Source organism: Tenacibaculum agarivorans (assembly GCF_001936575.1).
GTDB classification, from domain to species: domain Bacteria; phylum Bacteroidota; class Bacteroidia; order Flavobacteriales; family Flavobacteriaceae; genus Polaribacter; species Polaribacter agarivorans.
This window is the reverse complement of the sequence record NZ_MSMP01000034.1, coordinates 25,912-52,267: the sequence shown is the minus strand read 5'-3', so window position 1 is coordinate 52,267 and position 26,356 is coordinate 25,912. Positions and strand designations below refer to the sequence as shown.

Sequence of the window (26,356 nt, the reverse complement as noted above, 5' to 3'; positions counted from 1 at the left end):
CATCGTTACTTAAACTCAAGGTGTTGCCTGACAAGCCTAAATCCTGATTATCTGTATTATCCAAATAGCCTGACAAATCAATAGTTTTTGTGCCTCCTGAAATACTCAATTCGTTAGAAGAAAAATCTAATTCTTGACTATCGGTATTATCTAGATATTTTCCTAAATCAACTGAAGTAGCGTCATTGGATAAACTCAAAGTGTTGCCTGACAAGCCTAAATCCTGATTATCGGTATTATCCAAATAGCCTGACAAATCAATAGTTTTTGTGCCTCCTGAAATACTCAATTCGTTAGAAGAAAAATCTAATTCTTGACTATCGGTATTATCTAGATATTTTCCTAAATCAACTGAAGTAGCATCATTCGATAAACTTAAGGTATTGCCTGATAAGCCTAAATCCTGATTATCTGTATTATCCAAATAGCCTGATAAATCGATTTTTTTAGTACTGCCTGAAATACTTAATTCATTAGAAGAAAAATCTAATTCTTGACTATCAGTATTATCTAGATATTTTCCTAAATCAACTGAAGTAGCATCATTCGATAAACTCAAGGTATTACCTGATAAGCCTAAATCTTGATTATCCGTATTATCCAAATAGCCTGATAAATCAATAGTTTTTGTGCTTCCTGAAATACTCAATTCGTTAGAAGAAAAATCCAATTCCTGACTATCCGTATTGTCTAAGTATTTAACCAAATCAACTGAAGTAGCATCGTTTGATAAACTCAAGGTGTTACCTGACAAGCCTAAATCTTGATTATCCGTATTATCCAAATAGCCTGATAAATCAATAGTTTTTGTGCTTCCTGAAATACTCAATTCGTTAGAAGAAAAATCCAATTCCTGACTATCCGTATTATCTAGATATTTTCCTAAATCAACTGAAGTAGCGTCATTCGATAAACTCAAGGTATTTCCCAATAAGCCTAAATCTTGATTATCCGTATTATCCAAATAGCCTGATAAATCAATAGTTTTTGTGCTTCCTGAAATACTCAATTCGTTAGAAGAAAAAGCTAACTCTTGACTATCGGTATTATCTAAATAGCTTGATAAATCAACTGTTTTTACAGCTTCTCCGTCACTTTCTAAGGATAATTCAATCTTATTATCTGTAATTTGAAAGATATCTACTTTTTGATCATCCGAACCTGATGAAGTTGTACTTATCCATGCTGTTCCATTCCAAACAAAAAGAGCACTTAAATCTGTATCGTATACTTGTAAACCTGCATCTGTAGTGGTTAAAGCATTTCCACTAGCCGCTGCAGTTTCCATAGCAATTCGTTGAGCTGTAGTTAATCTGTTTACTAAAAAACCTTTATCAGTATCTGCTAACTCTAATGATGCATTTTGATTTGCTGCAACTGTACCAATACCTACACTTACTCTATTAGTTGTTGTATTACCACCTAAAGCCATAGTATTTGCTGTCGTTACATCTACATTATGTCCTAAAGCAATAGCATAATTTTTATTGACAGAACTAAACGCTCCAATAACAATTCCTCCTGTATTATTCCCTATGGATTCTGCGTCGTATCCCAGTACTACTTTTTCACTCCCTTGAACTTTTATTGAACTCCCCATAAAGACATTACGTTCATTTCTATTACTTCCTGATCGCCCTACTTCTACAAAATCTGCATTCCATCCTACTCCAACATTATCAGAACCTATCCTATTTGTTCCTCCAGTTACCGCTCCTACATAGGTATTTCTATTGGAATCATTTGTCCCTCTTGCTCGGTTATTATCATGACCAGCTCCATACCCTACAAATGTATTTCCTGTAGAATTTGTACTATTTGCACCTGCATCATAACCTATAAACGTATTTGCATTACCAGTGACATTGTCTTGACCTGAACCTGCTCCAAAAAATGCATTTCCTATTCCAGTGGTATTATCATACCCACTCGCAGCTCCTACTGAAGTTATATTGTATGCATTATCTATATTATCCAATGCTAAAGGCGTGCCTGAACTTGACTGTCCTCCTACAAATGTATTCCCCCAAGATGTTGTGTTATTAAGTCCTGCTAATTGCCCTATAAAAACGTTATTAGAACCTGTAGTTGTATTCTTACCCGTATCTTCTCCTATAAATACATTACGATCTCCGGTAGTTAATTCTTCACCTGCTTCTTCTCCAATAATTGTATTATCAGCTCCTGATTCTAAGTTCAAACCTGCTTCTTTTCCTATAATCACATTATCACCTCCGCTATTATATCTGGCCACAAAACTCCCTATGTATACATTATCAAAACTATTGGTTGTTTGATCTGCAGCGAAAGCTCCTAATACAATATTATAGTTATCGCTAGAATCAAAACTGGCTCCCGCCATTCCTCCAATTAAAATATTATATCTACTAGAGGTTAAAAATGATCCTGCACCTGGTCCAAAGATTACATTCCAATCTGCGCCAGTAATTTGAGAACCTGGTTCATAATATATTGATTTGTCGTAAGGAGCGGGAGTACCTCTACCAATATTTTGTTCGGGTGTTACCGCGGCTCCATTAATTTGATTGTTGGTTTGTGCTCTTATACTAGATATCATTAATATAAAGAACAATGTGCCAAGTTGTAATTGTTTTTTCATGAGGGGTATTTTAGGTTATTATAATTTTTTATTTAAAATCCATTACCCGGTTGTTCAGGGCTTGCTGCTTGTGCTTTTTGGGGATTAAGAATTAGATAAGTTCCTAAAGCTGTTAACGCTGTAAATTTTCCGTAATTTCCTATTTTTTGTAAAGCTTCTTTTCTGGTTATCTCTTCTTTATGTTCGATTGGATTTAATTTCTTCATTTTATAGTAAATTGAATCCGTCATTACGAGGAGTGGTAACGACGAAGTAATCTCACTATTCAAAGTACAGATTACTTCAGTATTGCCTTCGAGTACCTCAGGCAACACTTCGTAATGACGCAATCTTTGTTATTTATCAAATAGTATTTTCTTGGTAACTGTTCTGTTTTCTGTAGTTAATCTGACAATATATACGCCCGTTTCTAAAGTTTGAGGTGTTATTTGCAATCGTTCTGTAGCTGTGAAACTTTCATTATAAACTTGACTTCCCACTATCGAAAATAATGCTACACTTACCTCTTCTCCTATTGGTAATCCTGTAATGGTTACTTCTTCTTTACCTGATTTAAACATGGTAATAACACTAGTATCTACTACCTCAGCTTTCACATCTAAAACCAATGATTTCGTGTGTATATAAAATCTTCCAACTCCTGATAATTCAACATCCGTTTTAAAACTATATGTATTATTCTCATCTAATTCCATAAAATCACCTGTTGATTTATCTTCTAAATAAATTTTTGTTCCAGAAGGCAAATCATTAGTTTTTACTGAAAGTTCAATAGTTTTATTTGCTTCAGAATGAATTCCTAATGGTATAACCGTTTCATTCAATGCTGAATTCGGTAAAGATTGTATGGTAAAGTTTTTCTCTTCTGAATTCTCTACCAAATATGTAAATACATCAAAAGTGGCTCCGTTAAAATTACCTATATCATAACCAGGATCTAAACCTTTGGTTGCATTTGAATCATATTTGATATTAGTCTCCACTTCAACTTCATCTTGTTTCGCTATAACTTGTATGCTTGAAACTTCTGAGTTTATTTCTCTTGAAAAAGTCTGAACTCCAGTAGCATCTGATAAACGTTGATTTTCTTTAAAGTTTATTGACGAAACTCCAGTTCCTGTTTTTACAAAGAAACCTTGTCCTACAGTTAATGATGTACTTGCATCAACTAAAGTCTTCGCTACATATTTATTTTGAGAACTATCCCAAACATAAACTCCAACATATATAGGATCAAACTTGCTTAAATTTTCCTGAATAAAGTTATTGTTAGCATTATTATTTATAGGTAAATACGCAGTATACGGATTACCAACTGCATTCCATTGGTTTGCATTTACTGATATAGATTCATCTGCTGTTGTTAAACTTCCTGTAAATGTTATTGAACCACTAGTAGCTCTAGATACGATATAACTTTTACCTTTTTCAAAAGTTAAGGTATTCGTTGCAATATCATCAGCTGTATAATACACCCATTTTGAACCATCTACATTACTATCATCATAATACGCCACTGCATAACGATTTGGTGTAACTGTTGTATTCACTCGAATATCATTTGCTGCATTTTCAATAAACTCTTTAATACTCTGACCTGAAACTGGGGCTGTGACAATACTCCATTTGTTCGCTTCTAAACCTGAACGTTCAAAAGTTACCATTCCATTAGCAGTTCCTTTTACAATTAAGGTTCCGCTGGTATTCACTGAAGAAGTAATACCAATAGTTTCATTGGCAGTTAAATTTCCATTAACAACAACAGCTCCATTATCTGAAATATCAAAATCTGCTAATGTCTCAATGGTTAAATTATTCATTTCTGCTGTAATACCTGAACCAATAACAGGTTGGTTTGTTACATCAGGAACAACAACATCATTTGTAGTTAATGGTAATGTATTATCAGACCAGTTTGTTGTTTCTGTCCAAGAAGCATTTGTATTTCCTGACCAAAATGCGACATTACTACAATCTTTTCCTCCATCAGTAATATTCCAATTAAATGGAGCTGATGATAATGTATTTCTTGCACTTTCACTTAAGCAAAACGTAGCATTAGCATTCAAAGTTATATTTGTAGGAATTTGAGTTTCTCCTGTTTCTAGTGTTGCCCAGCCAATTAATGTAGCATCATAATTTTCTTGAGATATTGATGTATCAGTAAGCATATTTACCATTGTAGAATTACTACTAATATCCCAAGAAGATAAATCTTGATTGAAATTTAAAGCTCTATCAAACATTTCATTCATAAAGAGTACATTAGAAACATCCCAATTATTCATTGGTTGATTATATCTCGACGCTCTTTGAAACATAAAATGCATTCTATCTACTTTACTAACATCCCAATTGTTTAATGACTGATTAAACCTATTAGCAGATCTAAACATTTCTGCCATGTCAATAAAACCAGTAACAAATTCTCCGATATTCCATTGAGAAATATCCTGATTAAATCGAGTACTATTTTCAAATAAACCATTAAAACTAGAAACTTTACCTACATTCCATGTGCTTATATTTCCATTAAACCTAGAAAAAGCGAATAGAGAACGCATATTGGTTACATTAGAAGTATTCCATCCTGAAAAATCAGCAGAACCTATACTATCACAGCCACTAAACATATAGCTCATATTGGTTACATTTGATAAATCTGGACTATCAGTAGCATTAATGACCAAATTAGAACAACCTCTAAAAGCATCTTCCATTGAAGTCCACACTTGTGTTCCCCATTGCTCAACAGATTGTATTTGCGAAGCATTACTTCCACTATCAAAATGTATTCTTGGGAAATCTCCTGTAATTTTAACTGTATATGTTCCTGAAGTAGTATACTCGTGAGTGGCGTTTCCTGTGTAGCCCCCTTCAATAGTTCCATCTCCCCAATCTACTGTATAATTATAATTAGCTCCAATGGTTGGAATGGTTATACTTTCATTATCTGTGGTAGTTTGCCAAGTTGTGATAAAAAAGTCAGTATCTGTACAAGATGCTCCTCCATCATTAATTATCCAGTTATATGGAGCTGAGGTTAATACATCTCTAGCGTCTGCACCAAAACAATATGTAGTATCTGTATCTAAAGTCAAACCTGTTGGGATTCGTGTTTCACCTCCTTCTAAGGTTGACCATGCAATTAATAAATTATCATAGTTAGCTTGAGAAAATCCTGAACCTGTAAACATGTTTGATACGTCAGTCGCATTACTAATGTCCCAGTTGCTTACATCTCTATCAAAAGCTAGTGCATTACGGAACATATTGGTCATTACTGTAAACTTACTCGTATTCCACCCGCTGATATCTTGGTCAAAGGCACTAGCTCCGAAAAACATATTCAGTGCATTAATTTGAGCGCTTGATTCTTGATTAAATATCCATTGATCTAGAGGCTGATTAAAACTTCGATTATCTTGGAACATCCTTGAAAAATTAGTGACGTTACTAACATTCCAATCATTAATATTTTCATTAAATCCAGATCTGGAAAAAGTATTTGACATTGAAGTAATATTACTAACATCCCAATCTTTCATTTTACCCCCATTATCTGTAAGAGATGTAGTTTCTACAAAAGTTTGATTAAAATCAGTAACATTGCTAAGGTTGGGTATATCGGTAGCATTAATTACAAGGTTACTACAACGGAAAAAAGCTCCATTCATATTTCTCCATACCTGTGCACCCCATTGATCTATAGATTGAATACTATTGTTGCTGCCACCTCCAAAAAAATGAATTTGTGGAAAATCACCATTTATTCTTACAGTGTATGTTCCTGCGGTTGCATATTCATGACTTGCATTTCCAGTTTCTTCAGAAGTTACTTTTCCATCTCCCCAATCAACTGAGTAATTATATCCTGTTCCAGTTGTAGGTATAATAATCATTTCATTATCTGTAGTAGTTTGCCATGTGGTAATAAAAAAGTCTGTTGAGTTACAAGCATTACCGCCATCTATTATTGTCCAATTATAAGGTGGTGATATCAATATATTCCTAGCCGATGTAGCTAAACAATATTTAGTATTACCTGCTCCTAAAGAAACATTTAAACTTAAAGTTTCTCCGCTTTCAAGGTTTGCCCATCCTATTAATGTCTTATCATAGTTTTCATCAGAGAACCCTGAAGTTCCTCTAAATATATCTGTAAAGTCGGTCACATTACTAATGTTCCAATCTCCTAAGTTTTGGTTAAAAGTTTTTGTGTCTGAAAAAGCTTCTATGGCAGATTCTAGGTTAATTGTATTCCATTGATTCAAAGGACTATTGAAATCTTCACAGCCAGTAAACATATAATTCATACTTTTTAGCGAGCTTACATCCCATGAATTGATGTCTTCTTCCATAGTAGCATTACGGAACATACTATCCATTAATGTAATCGTACTTGTATTCCAAGTTCCTAAATTACCTCCATTATCTATACAAGATCCATTTTCAAACATGCTTACCATAGATGACACATCACTAAGATCAGGAATATCTGTTGCTTCAATTTTTAGGGAGCCACAATTTTTAAACGCTTCTTCCATTGAGTTCCATTTCTGTGTTCCCCACTGTTCAATAGACTGAATTAGTTGTGCATTTGCTAAAGTAGAACCTCCAAAGTAAATTCTTGGAAAATCTCCTTTGATTCTAACAGTATAAGTTCCTGCTGTTGCATAAGTATGTACAGTATCACCTGTAAATCCTAATTCAACAATTCCATCTCCCCAATCTACAGCATAATTGTATCCTGTTCCTGTAGTTGGAATTGTTATGTTTTCATTAGCTGAAGTAGTTTGCCATGTCGTTATGAAAAAATCATCCGAACAATTTGTGCCCCCATCAGTAATGTTCCAGTTATATGGAGAATTCGTTAATTTATTTCTATCAGTTTCTCCTAAACAATATTGAATTGTATTCGCATTAAAAGTAACACCTGTAGGAATTTTTGTCTCTCCTACTTCTAAATTAGCCCAGCCTATTAAAGTAGTATCATAATTGTTTGTCGATACTACTGAGTTTTTAAGCATATCATTCATCTTAGTGGCACTACTAATATCCCAATCCCCTAAACTTTGATTGAACATTTCTGCATCTTCAAACATGCTTATGAATTCAGTAACATTACTTACATTCCAATTTGCTAATGATTGATTGAATTTTTTAGCTCCTTGGAACATTCCATTCATGCTTGTTACTTTACTCACGTCCCAATTACCAATAGGTTGATTGAAATTATTAGTGTCCTTAAACATTACTGACATATTGATTGTACCAGTTACATTTTCACCTATATTCCAACCTGTAATATTTTGATTAAAAGCAGTATTTCCATCAAACATTCTAAAGAAGTTTGTTACATTGCCAACATTCCAACTACTGATATTAAAATCAAAAATTGAATTGGCAAACATATTAGCCATATTCGTAATAGTACTTGTATTCCATGAGTTCATAGATGCTTCATTATCTACAATATTTGTTGTTCCCATGAACATTCTTTCCATAGAAGTAACTGAACTTAAATCTGGTGAGTCACTTACGTTTAGTTCTAAATTAGAACATCCATAAAATGCACTTTCCATACTTGTCCATTGTTGCGATCCCCACTGATCTATCGAGGTAATTTTATTCTTATCTCCTAAATTATTGAAATATATTCTAGGAAAATTTCCAGAAATTTTTACTCTGTGTATTCCTGCTGTTGCATATACATGTGATGCATTTCCTGTCATATTGGTATCAAAAGATCCATCACCCCAATCTACTGTATAGTTATAGCCAGAACCTGTAGTAGGAATTGTAATACTTTCATTAGCTGAAGTTGTTTGCCAAGTGGTGATAAAAAAATCTGTACTTGAGCATCCTAATCCGCCATCACTAACTCCCCAATTTTTGTCAACATCAAGCTTTGTTCTTGCTGCTTCTGCAAAACAGTATTGTACTCCAGAAGCTCCCAACTGTATATCATTTGGAGTATTTGAATTATCAGCCCAACCTTGCAATGTTGCATCATAATTACCAGTACTTAAGTTTGTACCATTTAACATTCTTGTAAGCGTTGTGGCACTGCTTAAATCCCAGTTTTCTAAGCTAATATCAAAAAGGCTTGCTCCTCTAAAAGCTTCGGTGAAATCTTGAACATTACTGACATTCCAATTTTGCATTTGTCCTCCATGGTCGACTAATACACTACAATTTTTAAAGGCTTCAATCATAGTAGTAACATTCGATAAATCTGGAATATCCGTAGCATTAATAACTAATTTATTTACTCCATAAAAAGCTCTCCTAAAAGAAGTAAATTTAGATGCTCCCCATTGTTCAACAGATAACATTTTTCTACTTATACTTTGATTATTAGCATACAGATTTCCAATTGCTCCCGATATTTTTACTGTGTAAATACCTGGAGTGGCATAGGTATGCCTATCTAATCCTCCTTCTGGAGTAATAATACCATCTCCCCAATCTATACTAAATCGAGAACCACTTCCTGTTGTACGTATTTGAATTTCTTCATTATTTCCAGTAGTTTGCCAAGTAGTAATAAATTTATCTTTTTCTTCACAAACTAAACCACCATCGGTAATGATCCATTTAAAATTATTTATTAAACTTTGTTTAAGACTAGCTCCAATACAATAAGTACTATTTCCTCCATCGAAAGTAATATCTCTAGGAACTTGAGTTTCGCCAGGATCTAAAGTTGCCCAACCTGATAAAGTTGCATAATAATTGTCTGGACCTAAGCTTGAGTTTTCAAACATTTGTCCCATTCCAAGTAACCCTGCTCCCTGTGCAGCACCAATGTCCCAACTAGCTAAACTCTGGTCAAAAGATGTAGCTCCACTAAACATTAAATTAAATATAGTAACCTTACTTACATCCCAATTAGAAAGATCTTGGTTAAAACTAGTTGCTTCCCAAAATACTCCTTCACATTTTGTTAAGTTATTAAATGTCCAACTTCCGATAGGCTGATTAAACACAGTATTCTGATAAAACATTAGACTAATATTATCAGCGGCTTGCATATTCCATCCACTAATATTTCGGTTAAAAGCAGTTCCTTGAAACATACCTGCGAAATCAGTGATCGTACTTACGTTCCAATCTTTTAACTTGTCTTTAGCATCTGTAAATGAGGAAGCATTTTGAAAAGCAAACCCAAGCGATGTAGCTTCTGATAAATCAGGTACATCATCTGTATTTAACTCTAAATTAGAACATCCGTAGAATGAAAAATCTAAACCTGTCCATTTGTTTGTTCCCCATTGCTCAATAGTTATTAATTTTTCTTTTCCAGCTCTATTAAAGAAGTATAATTGAGAAAAATCACCATATATTTTTACAGTATATGTTCCTGCTGTTGCATAGGTATGTGTAGTATCGCCTGTAAAATCACTTTCAATAGTTCCATCTCCCCAATCTACAGTATAGTCGTTTGAGGTTCCTAGCATATAAATAGGAATACTTAAATCTCCACCAGAAACCGTCCAAGTAGTAATAAATTTTTCTTCTTCGATTCCACCATAAGCATCTCCGTCAAATGTCCACGAGTAATTATTTACCAATCTTTCTCTATGTACTGGATCAGCATATCTTAAATTCACTGCTCCCAACTCTTTATTGGTTGGAATAACAGTCTCTCCAGCAGATAAAGTTCCCCAACCTTCTAAAGTTTTATCATAATTTTCCGAAGACAAACCACTAAAATTCAACATTGCTGCAAAATCAGAACCACTTGAAATATCCCAACTCCCCAAATCCTGATTAAAGTCTGTTGCTCCGAGAAAAGTTTGTATAAAATTTACTACTTTACTTACATCCCAATTATCTAGAGGAGAATTGAATTTAAAAGCTCCTTGAAACATTGATCCCATATCTATAGCTCCTGTAACAAACTGTCCAACATTCCAATTATTTAAATTTTCATTAAAAACTGGAGTATTACTGAACATGCTATTAAAATCAGTAACCATACCTACATCCCAATTTCCAATACTAGCACCAGTAAAACTACCTACCTGGAAAAACATCCTTTTCATAGTAGTAACAGAACTCGTATCCCAACCAGAAAAATCTAATGTTCCAGAAACTCCTAAGTTCACACAATCAAAAAACATAGCTGACATATCAGTAACTTCTGATACATCTGGGATATCTGTAGCTAATACATCTAAATTAGAACATTCTCTAAATGCATCTTTCATAGTCAACCATTTTGAACTCCCCCATTGATCAATTGATTGTATTTTTCGTTCCATCCTAGAAGTACTTGTATTGGAAGAAATAGCTGGAAAATCACCATAAATTTTTACTTGGTAGGTTCCAGCAATCGCATAATTATGTGTTGCATTCCCTGTATGATTACTTGTAATTGTTCCATCTCCCCAGTCTACAGCATAATAATAATCATATCCACCAACTGTTGGTATAACTATTCGTTTTGCATCAGCACCTGAAACACCAGCTGCATTTGTTTTCCATGTAGTAATAAATTTATCTTCTTCAAGACAATCTAAAGTATCGCCAGTAAATGTCCAATTTTTATCAACATCTAACTTTTTTCTTTCATCTATAGACTTACAGAAAGATAAAGAACTCACCCCAATAGAAATTCCATCAGGAGTATTACTATTATTACTCCAACCTATTAATGTATTATCGTAATTTTGGATAGATAAATCTGAACTAGTTAACATATTGTCCATAGTAGTTACACTTGTCAGGTTCCAATTCCCTAAATTTTGATTGAAGTTTCTAGCAGCAAAAAACATAGATCCCATATCGCGTACTTTAGAAACATCCCAATTGGAAATGTTTCCATTAAATTCCTGAGTTCCCCAAAACATGTCATGCATATTAATTGTTCCAGTAACATTTTCGCCAATATTCCATCCATTTAAATCTTGATTAAGGGCATCAGCATCAAGAAACATTGCAGTAAAGTTTGTTACCTTACCTACATTCCAATTAGAAATATTCCCGTTAAAAGCTGTAGCTTGATTAAATGCGAATTGCATACTAACTACTGAACTCACATTCCATCCTGAAAGATCTGGAGCTTCCAAAGAGAAACATCTACTAAACATTCTGACCATGCTAGTTACCGAGGATAAATCTGGAGCGTCTGTTGCTTTAATTTTTAAATTGCTACAACCTTCAAAAGCGCTATCCATAGTTACCCATTTATTGTTTCCCCACTGTTCGATAGAAACAATCTTGTCTTTGTCTCCTGTATTATTAAAATAAATTGCAGGAAAAGGAGTTACTGTAAAAAAATCGCCAGCTATTCTATCAATACTTACAGTGTGTACACCAGGATCAACAAAAGTTAGCGTTTTATTTCCACTTGCATTCTCAAATCTCGGTAATTCTCCAGATGCTCTGGTGTAATTTACTTGGTAAGCATAAGTCTCTCCAGGTTTTGTTGGAATAGTAAAAGTTTCATTAGGCGTAGTCGTTTCAACTTTAAAAACGAATTGCGCTTGTGCTATTCCCGAAAAAAGAAAGATACATAATAATAGATAGTAACATTTTTTCATATCATGTGAGGGGTTAGTGTATTACTCTGTTTTGTTGTTTTAAAATTCTATATTACATGGTTCGAATTCGAGTTCAAAGAAACACATAGATTTCTATTTTTCAGTAATAATATTCCAGACAAAAATGGGACATTATTACAACTCTTAATCAGTTTACAAAACTAAAAAAGACTTTTAAGAGAAGGGTTTTAACTAGGGTAGCATTTGGGTTTCACCTACTATAAAAACCTATAAATGAGTGTTTTTTACAAAGGTGATGATATCTTCTTTTGAAGTAACTCCAATTTTTTTTCGAATACGAGATCGAGAAGATTTTACTGCTGAAATTGACGAGTTTTGTAATTTACTAATCTCGTTGGTGTTCAACTCTAAAGTCATTAAACAAAGAATCTCTTTTTCTCTTTCATTCAATTGAGGAAATTTAGTATCTAATTTTACTTTAAAATCAAAACTAACTTTGTCCAAATATGACTTTAGGTCGGAATTCGTGACTACCTTTTCTGATAGTAAGGAAGCGGTAAGTGAATGTAATCCTTTTTTTCGATCTTGCTCGCTTTCAAGTTTTAAAATTGTTTTAATATCATTCAGCGTTTTCTTAAATATTTCTTGCTTGATAGAATTTTCAACTACAGCATTTTTCAGTTCTTTTTCTTTAGTGACTAACGACAATTCTGCTTTTACTTTTTCTAATTCTCTCTGTTGTAAACGAGTTTGAGTTAAATGAATCTGTTGTTTTGCATTTTTTCTAAATAACCATAAAATAATACCACTCAATATAACGATACAAATTAAAGCTAAGAGGTATAGCTTCTTTTTTGATCTTTCATTCTCTAATCGTAATGCATCTATTATTTTCTCTTTATCAAATTTATAGTTTAATGCTAATGCTGTAACTCTCTTAGCTTTTTCAATATCATTAATACTATCATGATATGCCATGGCTATTCGATAATCAGATAGGGCTTGTTTATAATCTTTTCTAGTTTCATTTAAATTACTTCTACTAGAATATTGTTTTAACAATAAATCTTTTCGTTGCATTTTTTTTGCAACTGTAATTGCACTATCTAAATACGGTAATGCTTTATCATATTCTTTAAGAACATTCAATAAAACAGCAACATTTAAATACCCTACGGATAATTCATTTTGTTCTACAGTTCCTTTAAGTATTTTAATATTCTCTTTGTAAATTGCTATAGATTGATCATATTTTTTTTGTGAATAATACACACCTGCTAAAGTTGCATTTGCTTTTGTTTTTCTGATGGCAAGACAAGGCAATGCTTTTGTTTTATTGATATAATATATTGCAGAATCTAACTTCTTATTTTCATAATAAGTGACTCCTAACATATGGTAAGTTAAAGCCAATTTTTCCACATCATCAATACTTTTTTTTAACCCAATTGCCTTGTGGAAATAGTCTTTTGATTTTTCAAACTCTCGCTGTTTTCTAAAAAACATAGCGAGATTATGTAGCGATAGCCACATACCTACTGAATCTTTGATTTTTTCACTTAAATCCAAAGCTTGTAAATAGCACCCTAGTCCTTCTTCTAATTTATCTTGTTTAACATCTAAAATTCCTTTATAATTAAGTGCCGTAACTTTACTTGCTGTATAGTATGTATTACCTTCAGATTCTTTATGTAAAAAATCAAAAACTTCATTCAAAATAACCCGAGAAGTATCAACATCAAATTTATAGGCTTGCTTTACAAACTCTATTTTACTGTAAATACGCGATGAATCTGATGTTGACTTGTCTATATTATCTTTTAATACAGTTAATAAACTATCTTGTTTTTGAGCCAAAACTGTAGCAAACTGTAGTAATAGAAAAATACAAGTTAGTTTGGTTTTCACAGAGGTTTTAAAAGCTTTGATTAGTGATTAAAAACAAACAAAAATACAATATTAGAAATTACTTGCAACCTAAATGAAACGTCTTTGACACCTTTATGCAACCTCATCATTTAAAGAAAAATATAGATTAGCTATTAGTTTTGAAAATATACCACTATTAAAATATTTAAAAATGTATCTCCACACTCAAGAATTCACACAAACAAAAGGGTTTACCGATTATATTATGGTAGAATTCCCTTATAACTTATTATTTGATTTTTACGTTGAAGGTGATAAAATTTCTGCAAAAGTTCAAAATGAATATGTTCAAGGTAATGAAAAAGGTCCTGTTATTTGCTCTGAAGCAGGAAGACATTTAGCTATTTTAGGCTCTATACTTTTATCACAAAAAAAACGCACTAAAAACTATTATTTAGCGACAAGTGCTAAGATTACTCGTCAAAATTTAACTACAGGAAACACTAATATTTTAGATGTAAAAGCTAATATTATTACTATCGATAAACGAAAAGGAGCAATTGAAGGTACAATTTTCAGTAATAACCAAATTATCTACCAAGCTACTATCGAATACCAGATTCTTCAGGAAACTATATTCTCTAAACTCTTTAATTCACATTACTATCCTACAAAGATTGTGAATAATATTAGTCCATATAAACAAAGAAGAAAGTTAAAAGACATTAGAATTCAGCGAGATCAAATTACTGGAGTATATGGAACAATTTCACCTAGTGAATGTGAAGGTCATTTTGAAAACTATCCTGCTTTACCTGTTGCTATTGTAGGGAATTTATTAGGTGAAATTGGGATGGAGTTATTTCTATCTAAAAATTCAAGGTTTTCAAAAGTAATTGTTTTAAGCGCTGACATAAAAGCTAAAAAGTTAATTTTTCATGGAGAATATCTAACATTTAGAGGTAAGCTCAAAAGTATGAATGAAACTACAGCACAAATTTACTGTGAGGCTGTTCTAAATGAAAACGTAATTGCTACTGCTGATTTTGAAGTGATCGGACAATCGGAAGTTTAACATGTTAGTTAACCTGAGTTCAATATAAAAATTTAAAATTACCAAAATTGTCAATTCGAGTGATTTTCGATAGAAAATCGTACTGAATCAAGTTAAGCAGAGCTATCGAGAAAGGCCATTTTGATCACTAAAAGGTTGTTCTCGATACATCCCTATAGTCATCGGGACACTCGAACTGACACCTTTTAGTTACATCGAATTCACGTTAAATTAATAGATTACTTCTTCGTTTTAAACTACAAAAGTTTGAAGTCATTATTATTTACATATTTCTGACTTCAAACTTTTTATTCGTTATATGAATACTAAGTTATACTCTTAGTTTTCTGATTTAGATTTTCGTAACATTAGCCATACTCCAATTAGTATTAAAGGAATGCTTAACCATTGTCCAGTATTTAGTGCCCACTGCCCTCTTTCTTCTACTTGTGGTTGCTTTACAAACTCAATTAAGAAACGTAAAGACCATAATGCAATCATAAATACACCAAATAAATATCCTTCTTTTTGTTTTTTATCCGTTTTCCAATACAATCTCCATAAGATAAAGAACAAAGCTAAGTAACTAAATGCTTCATATAATTGTGTAGGATGACAAGGATACTTCTCTCCTGCTCTTTTGAAAATAACTCCAAAGCTAGTTCCTGTTTCCTTCCCATAAATTTCAGAGTTGAAAAAGTTCCCCATTCTAATAAAGAAACCTGCTAAGGCTACCATAATTCCCATTCGGTCTAAAATGAATAACCACGATTTTTGTAAATGCTTTTTTGCATAAAAGTATAAAGCTATCGGTATTGCCACAGCGGCTCCATGACTAGCAAAACCTGAAATTCCTGTAAATTTCCATCCTTTGACTAACCCAAATAACATTTCAGATCCTTCTCTTTTTTCAAAAGGTAAAATTATTTTCCATAAGTTATCTTGATAATCAGGCCAACTGTAAAAGAATACTTCTCCTAAACGCATTCCTACTAACATAGATATAAAGGTATACATAAAAAGAGGATCCATTTTTTCATGAGAAATACCATCTTGAGTATAAATTTTCTTCATTAAATGTACCCCTAACAGAAATGAGATCACAAACATTAAACTGTACCAACGTACGCTGAAACCTCCAATGTTAAAGATTTCAGGATTCCAATCCCAAGTAATTGCTAAAAAATTCATGTATAATAAAATAGTTTTGTTTTAATTTTTTGTTTTTTTCTCAGGTACAGGGTCATATCCACTTCCGCCCCAAGGATGACAACTAAAAATCCGTTTTATTGCTAACCAACCGCCATAAAACAACCCGTGTTTTTTTAAAGCCTCCAAAGCATAAGACGAACACGTTGGAGAATATCGACAAGTCGCCGGTGTAAACGGAGATATTGCCGTTTGATAAAAACGAATCAATAAGACAAATGGATATATTAATATTTTTTTTAAAAGCATTAGTTTACAGAAAATGTTGTTCCTTCCCTACCGTCTTTTAGTTGGATTCCTAATTCAGCCAATTCATCTCTAATTTGATCTGATAAAGCCCAATCTTTATTATCTCTTGCTTCTTTTCTCAACTTAATTAACAGCTCAACAACTCCATCTAATTTATCTGAACCTTGATCTTTAGCATCATTTATTAAACCAAGGATATCATAAACAAAAGCATTTAATGTTGTGCTTAATAACTCTAAATCTTTTTGAGTTATTGTTCCTTTATCGTCTTTAACTTGATTGATAAACTTTACTGCTTCAAACAAATGAGCGATTAAAATAGGCGTATTAAAATCATCGTTCATTGCATCATAACACTTCTGCTTCCAAGCTAAAACATCAAAACTTGATTCTTTAGATGTTTTTAACTGTTGTAAAATACTTAAGGCTTCCATTAATTTATGATACCCTTTCTCTGAAGCTAACAAAGCATCATTAGAGAAATCTAAAATACTACGATAATGGGCTTGCATTGCAAAAAAACGAACTACTCCTGCTCCAAAAGCCTTACTCAAAATAGTATTATCTCCAGATAAAATCTCATCTGGTAAGATACTATTTCCTGTAGATTTAGACATTTTTTGTCCATTCAATAATAACATATTAGCATGCATCCAATAATTTACTGGTTGTACCCCAGAACATGCATGAGATTGTGCTATTTCACATTCATGATGAGGGAATTTTAAATCCATTCCCCCTCCGTGTATATCTATTTGTTCTCCAAGATATTTAGAACTCATTACAGAACATTCTAAATGCCAACCAGGGAAACCATCACTCCAAGGTGAAGGCCAACGCATGATATGACGTTCATCAGCTCTTTTCCATAATGCAAAATCTTGTGGATTTTTTTTCTCTGATTGTCCATCTAGAGCTCTTGTATTGTGAATTGCATCTTCTACATTTCTTCCAGATAAAATTCCGTAGTTATTTCCTTCTTCATTGTATTGCATTACATCGAAATATACAGAACCATTTACTTCATAAGCTAAACCTTTATCCATGATCTCTTTAATCATTTCAATTTGTTCTACAATATGACCAGTAGCTGTTGGCTCAATACTTGGCGGTAAGAAATTATACTTTGCTGTTACCTCATGAAAATCAACAGTGTAACGTTGTACTACCTCCATCGGTTCTATTTCTTCTAAACGTGCTTTTTTTGCAATCTTATCTTCTCCTTCTTCAGCATCACTTTCTAAATGACCAGCATCCGTGATATTACGAACATATCTCACTTTATATCCTAAGTGTAAAAGATATCTAAATACCATATCAAACGACATGAATGTTCTTAGATTTCCTAAATGTACATTACTATACACTGTAGGTCCACAAACATACATTCCAACTCTTCCTTCTGTTACGGTTTTAAATACTTCTTTAGATTTAGATAATGAATTGTATATTTTTAGTTGATTTTCTTTATATAATTCCATGAGAAATTTCTTTATAAGGAGGTAAAGGTAATAAGTTTAAATAAAAAAAAACCACTAGTATTAGTGGTTTTTTATTTTAATTAACTTTTATTTCTTACTTAGGAAAACTTAAAGATCCATATTTAACATTCATATTAAATTTAGCATTTTTAGGTGCTCTTATTTTTATGAATCTTTTTATTTTAGACTTACTTCGTTTTTTTAATAAATCTTGAATCTCTTTTCTCTCCTTTTTTCTTCTCTCTGATCTTCTCTTTATTTCTTCTTTTCTAAGTTTCAACTTCTCTTTGCGTTCGGCCAACATTTCTTTTCTTGCTATTTTATATTCTTCTCTCGCCTCTTCTCTTTTTTTATTATAACTTTCTCTTGCTCTTTTGATTTCTTCATGATATTTTCCCTCCTGTTTTAACATTGTAATATCCGTATCATCACTTTTTATAGAAATAGAGTTCTTACCTATTCTTACTCTTGGGTTATCTCCTAATACATCTTTATTTTTCTTCTTCCATTTTTCTAAATAATTCTTATCCTTTTTATAGGCTTTAAAATCAAATTCAGAAGGTAGTGGTGGTAAAGGAGGCAATGGTGGTAACTCTGGTAACGGAGGAAGAGGTGGCACATCTGGAATTATAAAATCTATAGAATCTAAAACGTCCAAACTACCTATGGAATAGTCTGACAAATCATTAATAATGAAACTATAATCTGGATTATCAAAATTAAATGTATGGAAATCAAAACTAGGATTTGTTCTAGATTTTACTGTTATTTTTTTACTATTTCCTTGAACATCAAAATCCCATTTATTATAAAAGCGATCTTTGAGCTCTTCTGTAACTTCTACTCCTTCAACCATCATGTAAGCTTCAACAACAACTTTGTCTTTATTCCATGTTTCTATTTCAATATCTGAATGTCTCGTATTAATATCTATTACTACATCCGATTTTACGTTAAATTCCTCTTTATAGTTTTTTTCTTGAGCATTACTCACCAATACTCCAAAAACAAAAGCTAAAATATATTTATATGATATCTTGTTCATTGTTATGCTGTTTATGTTGTAAATCATTAACTTGATCTTTTAACTGAATTAACAGTTGTAATCGTAATTGAAGATTGGTTATTAATGCATTAATTACTTTACTGTTGATACCCTCTTCTGAAAGTTTTTGGTTTAACCTCTTGTAATCTGCATCTAATTTGCTAATCTTCTCAAAATACTCATCTAATAAGGCCTTATTTTCTGAGGTAACTTCTAAACTGGCTATTTCATAATTAATAGCAGTTAAATAGTAATTTTCTATTTTTTTCATTTCTGGAGAAATATCTCCTAAATTTATTTGTTCAATTTTTGATTCTGATGGATCTTCATTATTAGTATCAGGATAAAATCGTATTCCAAAACCAATCAATAACGCAAAAGAAGCAGCTACATAAAGCCATTTTAATGATTTCTTTTTCTTAGTAATAAATACTTTATCCAACTTATCGGTAAATTTACTTTCATGATCATATGAAAGCTCAACATTTTCTTCTTGAAAATCTCGCATTAAATTTCTAATATCCTTCGGCATAATTTGTCACTTTTAAATATTCTTTAACTAATTTTTTTCCTCTCATTAAATGTGTTCTTGAAGTTACTTCGGTTATTCCTATAATCTGAGAAATTTCCTGATGATCGTATCCTTCAATTAAATACATACTAAGTACTAATCTGTATTTTTCTTTTTGATTTTGTATGGCTTCAACTACCATTTTAGCAGTTACAGTATCATCAACTTCCCATGTTTCTTCATCTTGAATATCATTATAAACCTCTTCTTTTAAAGAAACTGTGATTAACTTCTTTCGTTTAAGCTCATCTATACTTTGATTAATAACTATTCTCTTTAACCATGCTCCGAATGCTACTTCTTGCTTATATGAATTTATATTTTTGAATGCTTTTATAAATGCATCTTGCATAATGTCTTCTGCTAAAAAGAGATCGTTTACATACCTATTTGCTACCGACAACATTCCTTTACTATACATCTTATATAAAGCTAACTGTGCTTTTCTATCCTGTTTTTTACAGGAGTTTATTAGCTTTTGATGTAACTGTTTAGTTGGTTTCATTTATTGATTTCTTGACCTAAAGACGAAGCATTTTATTGCGCGTTGCATTTTTGTCAAATTTTTTATTTCTAAATTTACAAATAGTATTTAGCATACCTTATATAATGACAATGCATTCAAAATCAAATCTATCAGAAAAAGAAGGTGTAAAACAGCCTGAAACTACAAGCAAACTTTCTGCTGAAAAGATTAAGCTTAGCAGAAAAAAACAGGTATCAACTGAAGAATTTGTTTCGAAAATACTTGATGGTAATATCACTTTTTTAAGTAGGGCAATAACATTAATTGAAAGTACAAATACCAAACATGAAGAAAAAGCCAATTCAATTTTAAATGCATGTCTACCTTATGCGAATCAATCAGTACGAATAGGAATAACTGGTGTTCCAGGTGTGGGTAAAAGTACTTTTATTGAAAGTTTTGGAAAATACTTAACTAGTATTGGGAAAAGAGTTGCTGTTTTAGCTGTAGACCCAAGTAGTTCTGTTAACAAGGGAAGTATTTTAGGTGATAAAACTAGAATGGAGCAATTAGTTACGGATAAAAATGCATTTATTAGGCCCTCTCCTTCTGGTACTTCTCTCGGTGGAGTTGCTCAAAAAACTAAAGAGAGTATTCTTCTTTGTGAAGCAGCAGGTTTTGATACTATTATTATTGAGACTGTTGGTGTAGGACAAAGTGAAACTGCTGTGCATGCTATGGTCGATTTCTTTTTATTGCTTAAACTATCTGGTGCTGGTGATGAGTTACAAGGAATTAAAAGAGGAATCATTGAAATGGCTGACGCTATAGTAATTAATAAGGCAGACGGTGATAATATAAAAAATGCGAAAATTGCTAAAGTAGAATTTAATAGAGCTTTACATTTATATCCTCCTAAAGAAAATGGCTGGCAGCCTAAGGTAATGACAGCAAGTGGAATTAAAAACACTGGTATTAAAGAAATTCATGAAATGATTTCCGAATATATTAGTAATGCTAAAAAAGACGGTTTTTTTGATCGTCGTAGATACAAGCAAAATAAACATTGGTTATTTACAACTATAGATCAACAGTTAAAAAATCAATTTTATAAAAATCCTAGTGTTAAAAAAAGTCTTGAACTAGAATTGGAAAACCTTTCTAACGGAGAGATAACTCCCTTTAATGCAGCTAAAAAGTTATTAAAATTTACCATTAAAAGATAAAATACTACCACTTATCGATAAAATTTTTAATTATCAGAGAAGTTTACTTACTTTGTATGTGGAACATGTATTAAATTTTTGTTTTCAAGAATATCATAAAATATTCTTAAATGCATGTCGTTATAAAGGAGGTAACTAAAAAAAATCATATTATTGTATCCTAAATCCCTAGAAATATGAGAAATATAATCTATTGCATATTTTTTACTGTAGCTGCGACTTTCTCTAGTTACGCGCAAAAGGAAACTTGTGAAACTAAAGAGGAACACACAATAGAAGATTTGAACAGTATAACTAAATGTACTGTTAAATCTAAAGACAATGGTAATAAAAAGTCTAGACAAATTAGCGTAAGGGTATCCGCTTCAAACAAAAGATTTTTAAAGAGGAGAAAAAAGCAATCTAGTGCTAACAAATTAAGTGGGGCTGGAATTACAAGTATAGAAAACACAACTTCTATAAATAACACTTCTAAATTGAAAACAAATATGTCTGCTTTAACTAACAGATTAACTAAAGAAGAATTAAGAAGTGCTAAACGATTTACTGATGTAGATAATATTCCTGCTTTCCCTGATTGTGGTGCTACTGACAAATCAGGTGAACAAGTAGATTGTTTCAATACTGAAATGATGAAACATATTCAACAGTATTTTTATTATCCTGATGAAGCTATCGTAAATAAATTACAAGGAGATGTTTGGGTACGTTTTATTATAGATAAAGATGGTCTTGTCACTAATATTAAAGCTTTAGGACCTAAAGGAAGTAAGATATTAAATGATGAAGCTATAAGAGTAGTTTCGAATTTACCAAAATTTACTCCAGCAGTTAAAGATGGAGAAGTTGTATCAGTAAAATATGGTTTTCCTATCAATTTTTCTTTAGAAGATAACTAACAGGAACAATTTATACAATAATAAAAACTATCAGATAATTCTGATAGTTTTTTGTTTTTACAATAGTTTAAAACCGATTTTTTTTCGGTTACTAGTAATAATATACGTTTTAAAGGAAAATCCATTCCCTTTCCTATATCGTTTTACAGATAAACCTTACAAAAAAGCCAATCACCGTAGTGATTAATATATTTATCCTCTTAGCTTCAAAAAAAATAAAAAACTTCATTTCATTTGTAATGTAACAAGCTCTTATGCGTACTTATATAAGGCTCAAGTCCTTTTCTAATGAACTTTTATAATTCAAAATCATTTAAAAGTGACTTTTTAACAAAATAAGTGTCATAATAATATAAACCGTAAAATCCCTCTATTATGAAGAAACTACTATATATCGTTTTTCTAAGCTTAGCAGCGAACAGTTTCGCACAACATCAAACTTGTGAAACAAAAGAAAACACAATTGAAGATTTAAACAGTATCACTAAATGTATTGTAAAGAAAATAGATAAAAAAGATAACAAAAAAACTAGGCAAATTAGTGTGAGTGTATCTGCATCTAAAAAGAGGTTTTTAAAACGTAGAAAAAAGAACGCAGCGTCTAATGCTAATGATTTAAATGGTGCTGGAATTTCAACGGTTGATAATTCTACTTCAATCTCTAAATCTTTAAAGATTAAAACTAACCTATCAGCTTTAACTAATAGATTAACTAGAGAAGAATTAAGAAGTGCTCAGAGATTTAATGATGTAGATTTTATTCCTGCTTTTCCAGAATGTGGTAATGAAAATGGAAATGATCAATTTGAGTGTTTCAATACTGAAATGATGAATCACATTCAAAAGCATTTTGAGTATCCAAATGAAGCATTATTGAATAAATTAGAAGGTAAAGTTTGGGTTCGTTTTATTATTGATAAAGAAGGTTATGTAACTAACGTAAAAGCTTTAGGACCTAAAGGTGGAAAAATTTTAAATGACGAAGCTATTAGAGTAGTTTCTAATTTACCAAGGTTTACTCCTGCTAAAAATGCTGGTAAAGAAGTGTCAGTGAAATATGGCTTCCCAATCAATTTTTCATTAGAAGATAATTAAACTCTCTTATACATACATTTACGTATGATCACAGAACGACCAACAATTTGTTGGTCGTTTTTTTTAAAACAAACTTTTATACTTTTAAATTTCATTAAAGGTACAATGCGAAGCCTATTAAACCTTGAAAAACCCCATCTTGATCATTTAAACCAATATTATATCTTACTGTTGGTTTAATACTTACATTTTTTCCAATGAAATAAGCGTATCCTCCTTGAATACCTACCCAATTTTCACTTCCACCAGTCACTGACGTTCCTGTGAAATCTAATCCAACAGGAAATCTTCCATCGATATAATACTCTCCTCCTATTTTATATACAAAAGATTCATTTCCATCATTATACCCTAGACCTCCTTTAAGAGCTAAATCATCCATAACAAAATAACCTCCGTCTAAACCAACAGAAAATGATGTACTTCCATTTGATGACCTTAAATAGAAGCCTGTATTTCCAGTAGTGTTAGATCCTGTATTTGCTTCAATAATAAACTTTCCTTTTTGTGTTTGTGCATTCTCTTTGTCATTTGAACTTTGAGCATTAGCTGTTAATCCTAATAATACCAAAGCAATTGTTAAAAAAACTTTTTTCATATTTTAAATTGATTAATAATTTACACGTCAAAAGTAGTGTCATTATCAACCGATAAAATCATGAAATACATATTCGCTGAGAAACAGCAAATATTTGCAGTAAGTAAAGCTAACTACATATTATTTTTCGCTAATGACTTCTAAACCATCATAAGCCAAAAATACATTTTCAGGTAAATCTTTTTCTATATCAGCATGGAATCCTAGGAGTTCACTAATATGACTAAAATAAGCTCTTTTGGGTTGTAGTTCTTCAACTAAAGCCAAAGCTTCATCTAATGTTGAATGTGTTTTATGAGAATCTAATCGTAAAGCTGTAGTAATTAGCACATCCAAATTTCTGAGTTTCTCTTTTTCTTCTTCTGGAATCCATTTTACATCCGTTAAATATGCAATATCACCAAATCGATAGCCTAAAATTGGTAAGTCTCCATGCATCACCTGTATAGGAACAACCTTTATACCATGAAATTCAAATGAATCATCTTTAGTTATTATTGTTGATTTAACTTCAGGAGCTGAAGGATATCTATTTTCTGTAGTAAAAATATATTCATATCTTCTTTGTAAAGAATTCATAACCCTTTCATCACTATAAATTGGTACTGGTCCCATTCTATAATAATAAGGTCTAATTTCATCGAATCCAGCAATATGATCTGCGTGTTCGTGTGAAAATAGTATTCCTTCTATAGATTCTATATCTGCAGCAATCATTTGTTGCCTGAAATCAGGACCACAGTCAATTACATAATTATATTCATCCCAAGAAAAGACTACTGAAGATCGCAATCTCTTGTCTCTTACATCGTCAGAAAATCGAACTGGATTTTTACTACCTATCATTGGAACCCCTGTAGAAGTGCCAGTTCCTAAAAAGATAACTTTTAATTGTTTTTTACTACTCATTACTAACACAAAAATAAGATAAAAATTGACTGATACTTTCTATTTTCTTTACATTTGTTTGGTGTAAACAAAAACAACTAAAATGGCTATTACCTTAAAGGGAGACCAAAAAATTAGTAGTGTTCCAACTACTAAAATGAAAGCGCTTAGAATTAATCTGAATCGTAATATATACGGTACCTTTGCTGAAATTGGAGCAGGTCAAGAAACCGTTAGAAACTTTTTTAGAGCTGGTGGTGCTTCTGGTACTATTGCTAAAGCTATGAGTGCTTATGATAAAGACTTCTCTGATGCTATATACGGAATTGAAGATGACGGACGTTATGTTACAGAATCTCGATTAACAAAAATGCTTAGACATGAAATGCGATTAATCGAAGATCGTTTAGATCGTCAAAAGCACCCAGAAAAATTCTTTTTTAGTTATGCCAATACTGTAACTACTATAGATTTTGCTAAAAAATTCAAAGGTCATGGTTGGGTAGGTATCCGTTTTCAACTAGATCCTTTAGAAGATTACAATGAAATTGTACTACATTTACGGTTTAAAGAAACTGAAGCTAGATTACAACAAGAAACCTTAGGTGTTTTAGGTGTTAATCTTATCTATGGTGCATTTTATTTAAATGATAATCCAAAAGAACTTTTAAAGTCTTTCTATGATAATATAGATGAAGATAAGTTAGAAATTGATATGATTAATTTCTCTGGTCCTCGTTTCATGTATGTAGATAACCGTTTAATGAGCTTACAGTTAGTTAAAAACGGAATGACCAATGCAGTAATGTTTGGTCCAGATGGAAATAACTTATTGCCTGCTCAAGTATTATATAAGAAAAATATTTTAGCTCTACGAGGTAGCTTTAGACCTGTAACTAAAGTAAATATGGACATGTATGAGCAGTCTAAGAAAATTTTCTTAGAAGAGAAAAAAGTAAACCCAGAGAAAACACAAATCATTTTTGAAATTACTTTAAGTAACCTAAGAGCTGAAGGAGAAATTAATGAACGAGATTTCTTAGACAGAGCTGAACTTTTGTGTTCTTTAGGACAAAATGTAATGATTACTAACTATCAAGAATATTATAGATTGGTAGAGTATTTCAGTGAATTTACTAAAGAGCGTATGGCACTAGCTATGGGTGTAAATAACTTAGTTCAAATTTTTGATGAGAAATATTACCGTGATGTTAGTGGTGGTATTTTAGAAGCTTTTGGAAAACTTTTCTACAGAGATTTAAAGATTTATATGTACCCATATAAAGATGCTGAAACAGGAAAGTATGTCAATGCACAAAACTTAAAAGTACACCCAAGAATTAAAGAATTATACAAATTCTTTAAAATTAATGGTCGTTTAATAGATATAGAAAACTTTAACCCAGAAATTTTATCTATTTTTTCTAGAGATGTACTTAAACAAATACAAGAAGGTAAAGATGGTTGGCAAGAAATGCTACCTTCTGGTATTGCCGAAATCATACAAGAAAAACGCCTATTTGGATATTCTAGAAGAAAATAATAGTATTTAATTAAACCTTTTTAGTATTTTA

The 26,356-nt window shown here is 31.8% G+C and carries 17 protein-coding genes; 5 read left to right on the top strand and 12 right to left on the bottom strand.

Annotated features, from left to right (window positions below):
• The 4 genes from BVC87_RS19110 to BVC87_RS19095 form a co-directional block, all read right to left on the bottom strand.
• A partial coding sequence (locus BVC87_RS19110) for a beta strand repeat-containing protein (protein ID WP_143569843.1) occupies positions 1–2,620 on the bottom strand: 2,620 nt, incomplete at its 3' end.
• A gap of 32 nt (positions 2,621–2,652) precedes the next feature.
• A complete protein-coding gene (locus BVC87_RS23530; protein WP_159439390.1) occupies positions 2,653–2,826 on the bottom strand; it encodes a hypothetical protein in 174 nt (57 codons plus the stop codon).
• A gap of 129 nt (positions 2,827–2,955) precedes the next feature.
• Positions 2,956–12,171, bottom strand: a complete 9,216-nt coding sequence (locus BVC87_RS19100; protein ID WP_075344006.1) for a BspA family leucine-rich repeat surface protein — start codon at positions 12,169–12,171, stop codon at positions 2,956–2,958.
• A 228-nt stretch (positions 12,172–12,399) separates the two neighbouring features.
• Positions 12,400–14,040: a tetratricopeptide repeat protein gene (locus BVC87_RS19095; RefSeq protein ID WP_075344005.1), complete on the bottom strand. Its 1,641-nt coding sequence runs from the start codon at positions 14,038–14,040 to the stop codon at positions 12,400–12,402.
• A gap of 172 nt (positions 14,041–14,212) precedes the next feature.
• Here BVC87_RS19095 and BVC87_RS19090 point away from each other — a divergent pair, with 172 nt between their 5' ends.
• Complete coding sequence (locus BVC87_RS19090; protein ID WP_075344004.1) at positions 14,213–15,076, top strand: hypothetical protein; 864 nt, start codon at positions 14,213–14,215, stop codon at positions 15,074–15,076.
• Between the two features lie 318 nt (positions 15,077–15,394).
• Here the strand turns inward: BVC87_RS19090 and lgt are convergent, their stop codons facing one another.
• The 6 genes from lgt to BVC87_RS19060 form a co-directional block, all read right to left on the bottom strand.
• Entirely contained in the window at positions 15,395–16,246 is an 852-nt protein-coding gene (gene lgt, locus BVC87_RS19085; RefSeq protein ID WP_075344003.1) for a prolipoprotein diacylglyceryl transferase, read from the bottom strand.
• 21 nt (positions 16,247–16,267) lie between these two features.
• Positions 16,268–16,513 (bottom strand): membrane protein insertion efficiency factor YidD, encoded by a 246-nt coding sequence (gene yidD, locus BVC87_RS19080; RefSeq protein WP_075344002.1) that lies wholly within the window; start codon positions 16,511–16,513, stop codon positions 16,268–16,270.
• Positions 16,513–17,994, bottom strand: coding sequence for a cysteine--tRNA ligase (gene cysS / locus BVC87_RS19075; RefSeq protein WP_075344001.1), 1,482 nt, complete (start codon positions 17,992–17,994; stop codon positions 16,513–16,515). Before cysS ends, yidD begins: the two co-directional genes overlap by 1 nt.
• 94 nt (positions 17,995–18,088) lie before the next feature.
• A complete protein-coding gene (locus tag BVC87_RS19070; RefSeq protein ID WP_075344000.1) occupies positions 18,089–19,039 on the bottom strand; it encodes a hypothetical protein in 951 nt (316 codons plus the stop codon).
• The gene (locus BVC87_RS19065; RefSeq protein WP_075343999.1) at positions 19,020–19,571 is read right to left on the bottom strand and encodes a hypothetical protein; all 552 of its coding nucleotides are present in this window, start codon (positions 19,569–19,571) and stop codon (positions 19,020–19,022) included. The genes BVC87_RS19070 and BVC87_RS19065 overlap by 20 nt, the downstream gene beginning before the upstream one ends.
• On the bottom strand, positions 19,555–20,115 hold the full coding sequence (locus tag BVC87_RS19060; protein ID WP_075343998.1) for an RNA polymerase sigma factor: 561 nt from the start codon (positions 20,113–20,115) through the stop codon (positions 19,555–19,557). The genes BVC87_RS19065 and BVC87_RS19060 overlap by 17 nt, the downstream gene beginning before the upstream one ends.
• A 104-nt stretch (positions 20,116–20,219) precedes the next feature.
• Here BVC87_RS19060 and meaB point away from each other — a divergent pair, with 104 nt between their 5' ends.
• The 3 genes from meaB to BVC87_RS19045 all read left to right on the top strand — a co-directional run bounded on the left by meaB (position 20,220) and on the right by BVC87_RS19045 (position 23,296).
• A complete protein-coding gene (gene meaB, locus BVC87_RS19055; protein WP_394331644.1) occupies positions 20,220–21,302 on the top strand; it encodes a methylmalonyl Co-A mutase-associated GTPase MeaB in 1,083 nt (360 codons plus the stop codon).
• 176 nt (positions 21,303–21,478) lie between these two features.
• Entirely contained in the window at positions 21,479–22,201 is a 723-nt protein-coding gene (locus tag BVC87_RS19050; RefSeq protein WP_075343997.1) for an energy transducer TonB, read from the top strand.
• Between the two features lie 375 nt (positions 22,202–22,576).
• A complete protein-coding gene (locus BVC87_RS19045; protein ID WP_075343996.1) occupies positions 22,577–23,296 on the top strand; it encodes an energy transducer TonB in 720 nt (239 codons plus the stop codon).
• 94 nt (positions 23,297–23,390) lie between these two features.
• On the opposite strand, the gene BVC87_RS19040 is transcribed toward BVC87_RS19045, so the two are convergent.
• Positions 23,391–23,894 (bottom strand): hypothetical protein, encoded by a 504-nt coding sequence (locus BVC87_RS19040; protein WP_075343995.1) that lies wholly within the window; start codon positions 23,892–23,894, stop codon positions 23,391–23,393.
• A 120-nt stretch (positions 23,895–24,014) separates the two neighbouring features.
• Positions 24,015–24,803 carry an MBL fold metallo-hydrolase gene (locus tag BVC87_RS19035; RefSeq protein WP_075343994.1) on the bottom strand — a complete coding sequence of 263 codons (789 nt, stop codon included), beginning with the start codon at positions 24,801–24,803 and terminating at the stop codon, positions 24,015–24,017.
• 82 nt (positions 24,804–24,885) lie between these two features.
• Between BVC87_RS19035 and BVC87_RS19030 the strand changes: the two genes are divergently transcribed.
• Positions 24,886–26,325: a nicotinate-nucleotide adenylyltransferase gene (locus tag BVC87_RS19030; RefSeq protein WP_075343993.1), complete on the top strand. Its 1,440-nt coding sequence runs from the start codon at positions 24,886–24,888 to the stop codon at positions 26,323–26,325.
• Positions 26,326–26,356 lie beyond the last annotated feature (31 nt).

Coding starts and splice junctions, on each gene's coding strand:
- BVC87_RS19070 (WP_075344000.1), bottom strand. CDS start 19,039: ATGAACAAGATATCATATAAATATATTTTAGCTTTTGTTTTTGGAGTA.
- lgt (WP_075344003.1), bottom strand. CDS start 16,246: ATGAATTTTTTAGCAATTACTTGGGATTGGAATCCTGAAATCTTTAAC.
- meaB (WP_394331644.1), top strand. CDS start 20,220: ATGACAATGCATTCAAAATCAAATCTATCAGAAAAAGAAGGTGTAAAA.
- BVC87_RS19045 (WP_075343996.1), top strand. CDS start 22,577: ATGAAGAAACTACTATATATCGTTTTTCTAAGCTTAGCAGCGAACAGT.
- BVC87_RS19100 (WP_075344006.1), bottom strand. CDS start 12,171: ATGAAAAAATGTTACTATCTATTATTATGTATCTTTCTTTTTTCGGGA.
- BVC87_RS19090 (WP_075344004.1), top strand. CDS start 14,213: ATGTATCTCCACACTCAAGAATTCACACAAACAAAAGGGTTTACCGAT.
- BVC87_RS19065 (WP_075343999.1), bottom strand. CDS start 19,571: ATGCCGAAGGATATTAGAAATTTAATGCGAGATTTTCAAGAAGAAAAT.
- BVC87_RS19060 (WP_075343998.1), bottom strand. CDS start 20,115: ATGAAACCAACTAAACAGTTACATCAAAAGCTAATAAACTCCTGTAAA.
- BVC87_RS19030 (WP_075343993.1), top strand. CDS start 24,886: ATGGCTATTACCTTAAAGGGAGACCAAAAAATTAGTAGTGTTCCAACT.
- yidD (WP_075344002.1), bottom strand. CDS start 16,513: ATGCTTTTAAAAAAAATATTAATATATCCATTTGTCTTATTGATTCGT.
- BVC87_RS19050 (WP_075343997.1), top strand. CDS start 21,479: ATGAGAAATATAATCTATTGCATATTTTTTACTGTAGCTGCGACTTTC.
- cysS (WP_075344001.1), bottom strand. CDS start 17,994: ATGGAATTATATAAAGAAAATCAACTAAAAATATACAATTCATTATCT.
- BVC87_RS23530 (WP_159439390.1), bottom strand. CDS start 2,826: ATGAAGAAATTAAATCCAATCGAACATAAAGAAGAGATAACCAGAAAA.
- BVC87_RS19040 (WP_075343995.1), bottom strand. CDS start 23,894: ATGAAAAAAGTTTTTTTAACAATTGCTTTGGTATTATTAGGATTAACA.
- BVC87_RS19035 (WP_075343994.1), bottom strand. CDS start 24,803: ATGAGTAGTAAAAAACAATTAAAAGTTATCTTTTTAGGAACTGGCACT.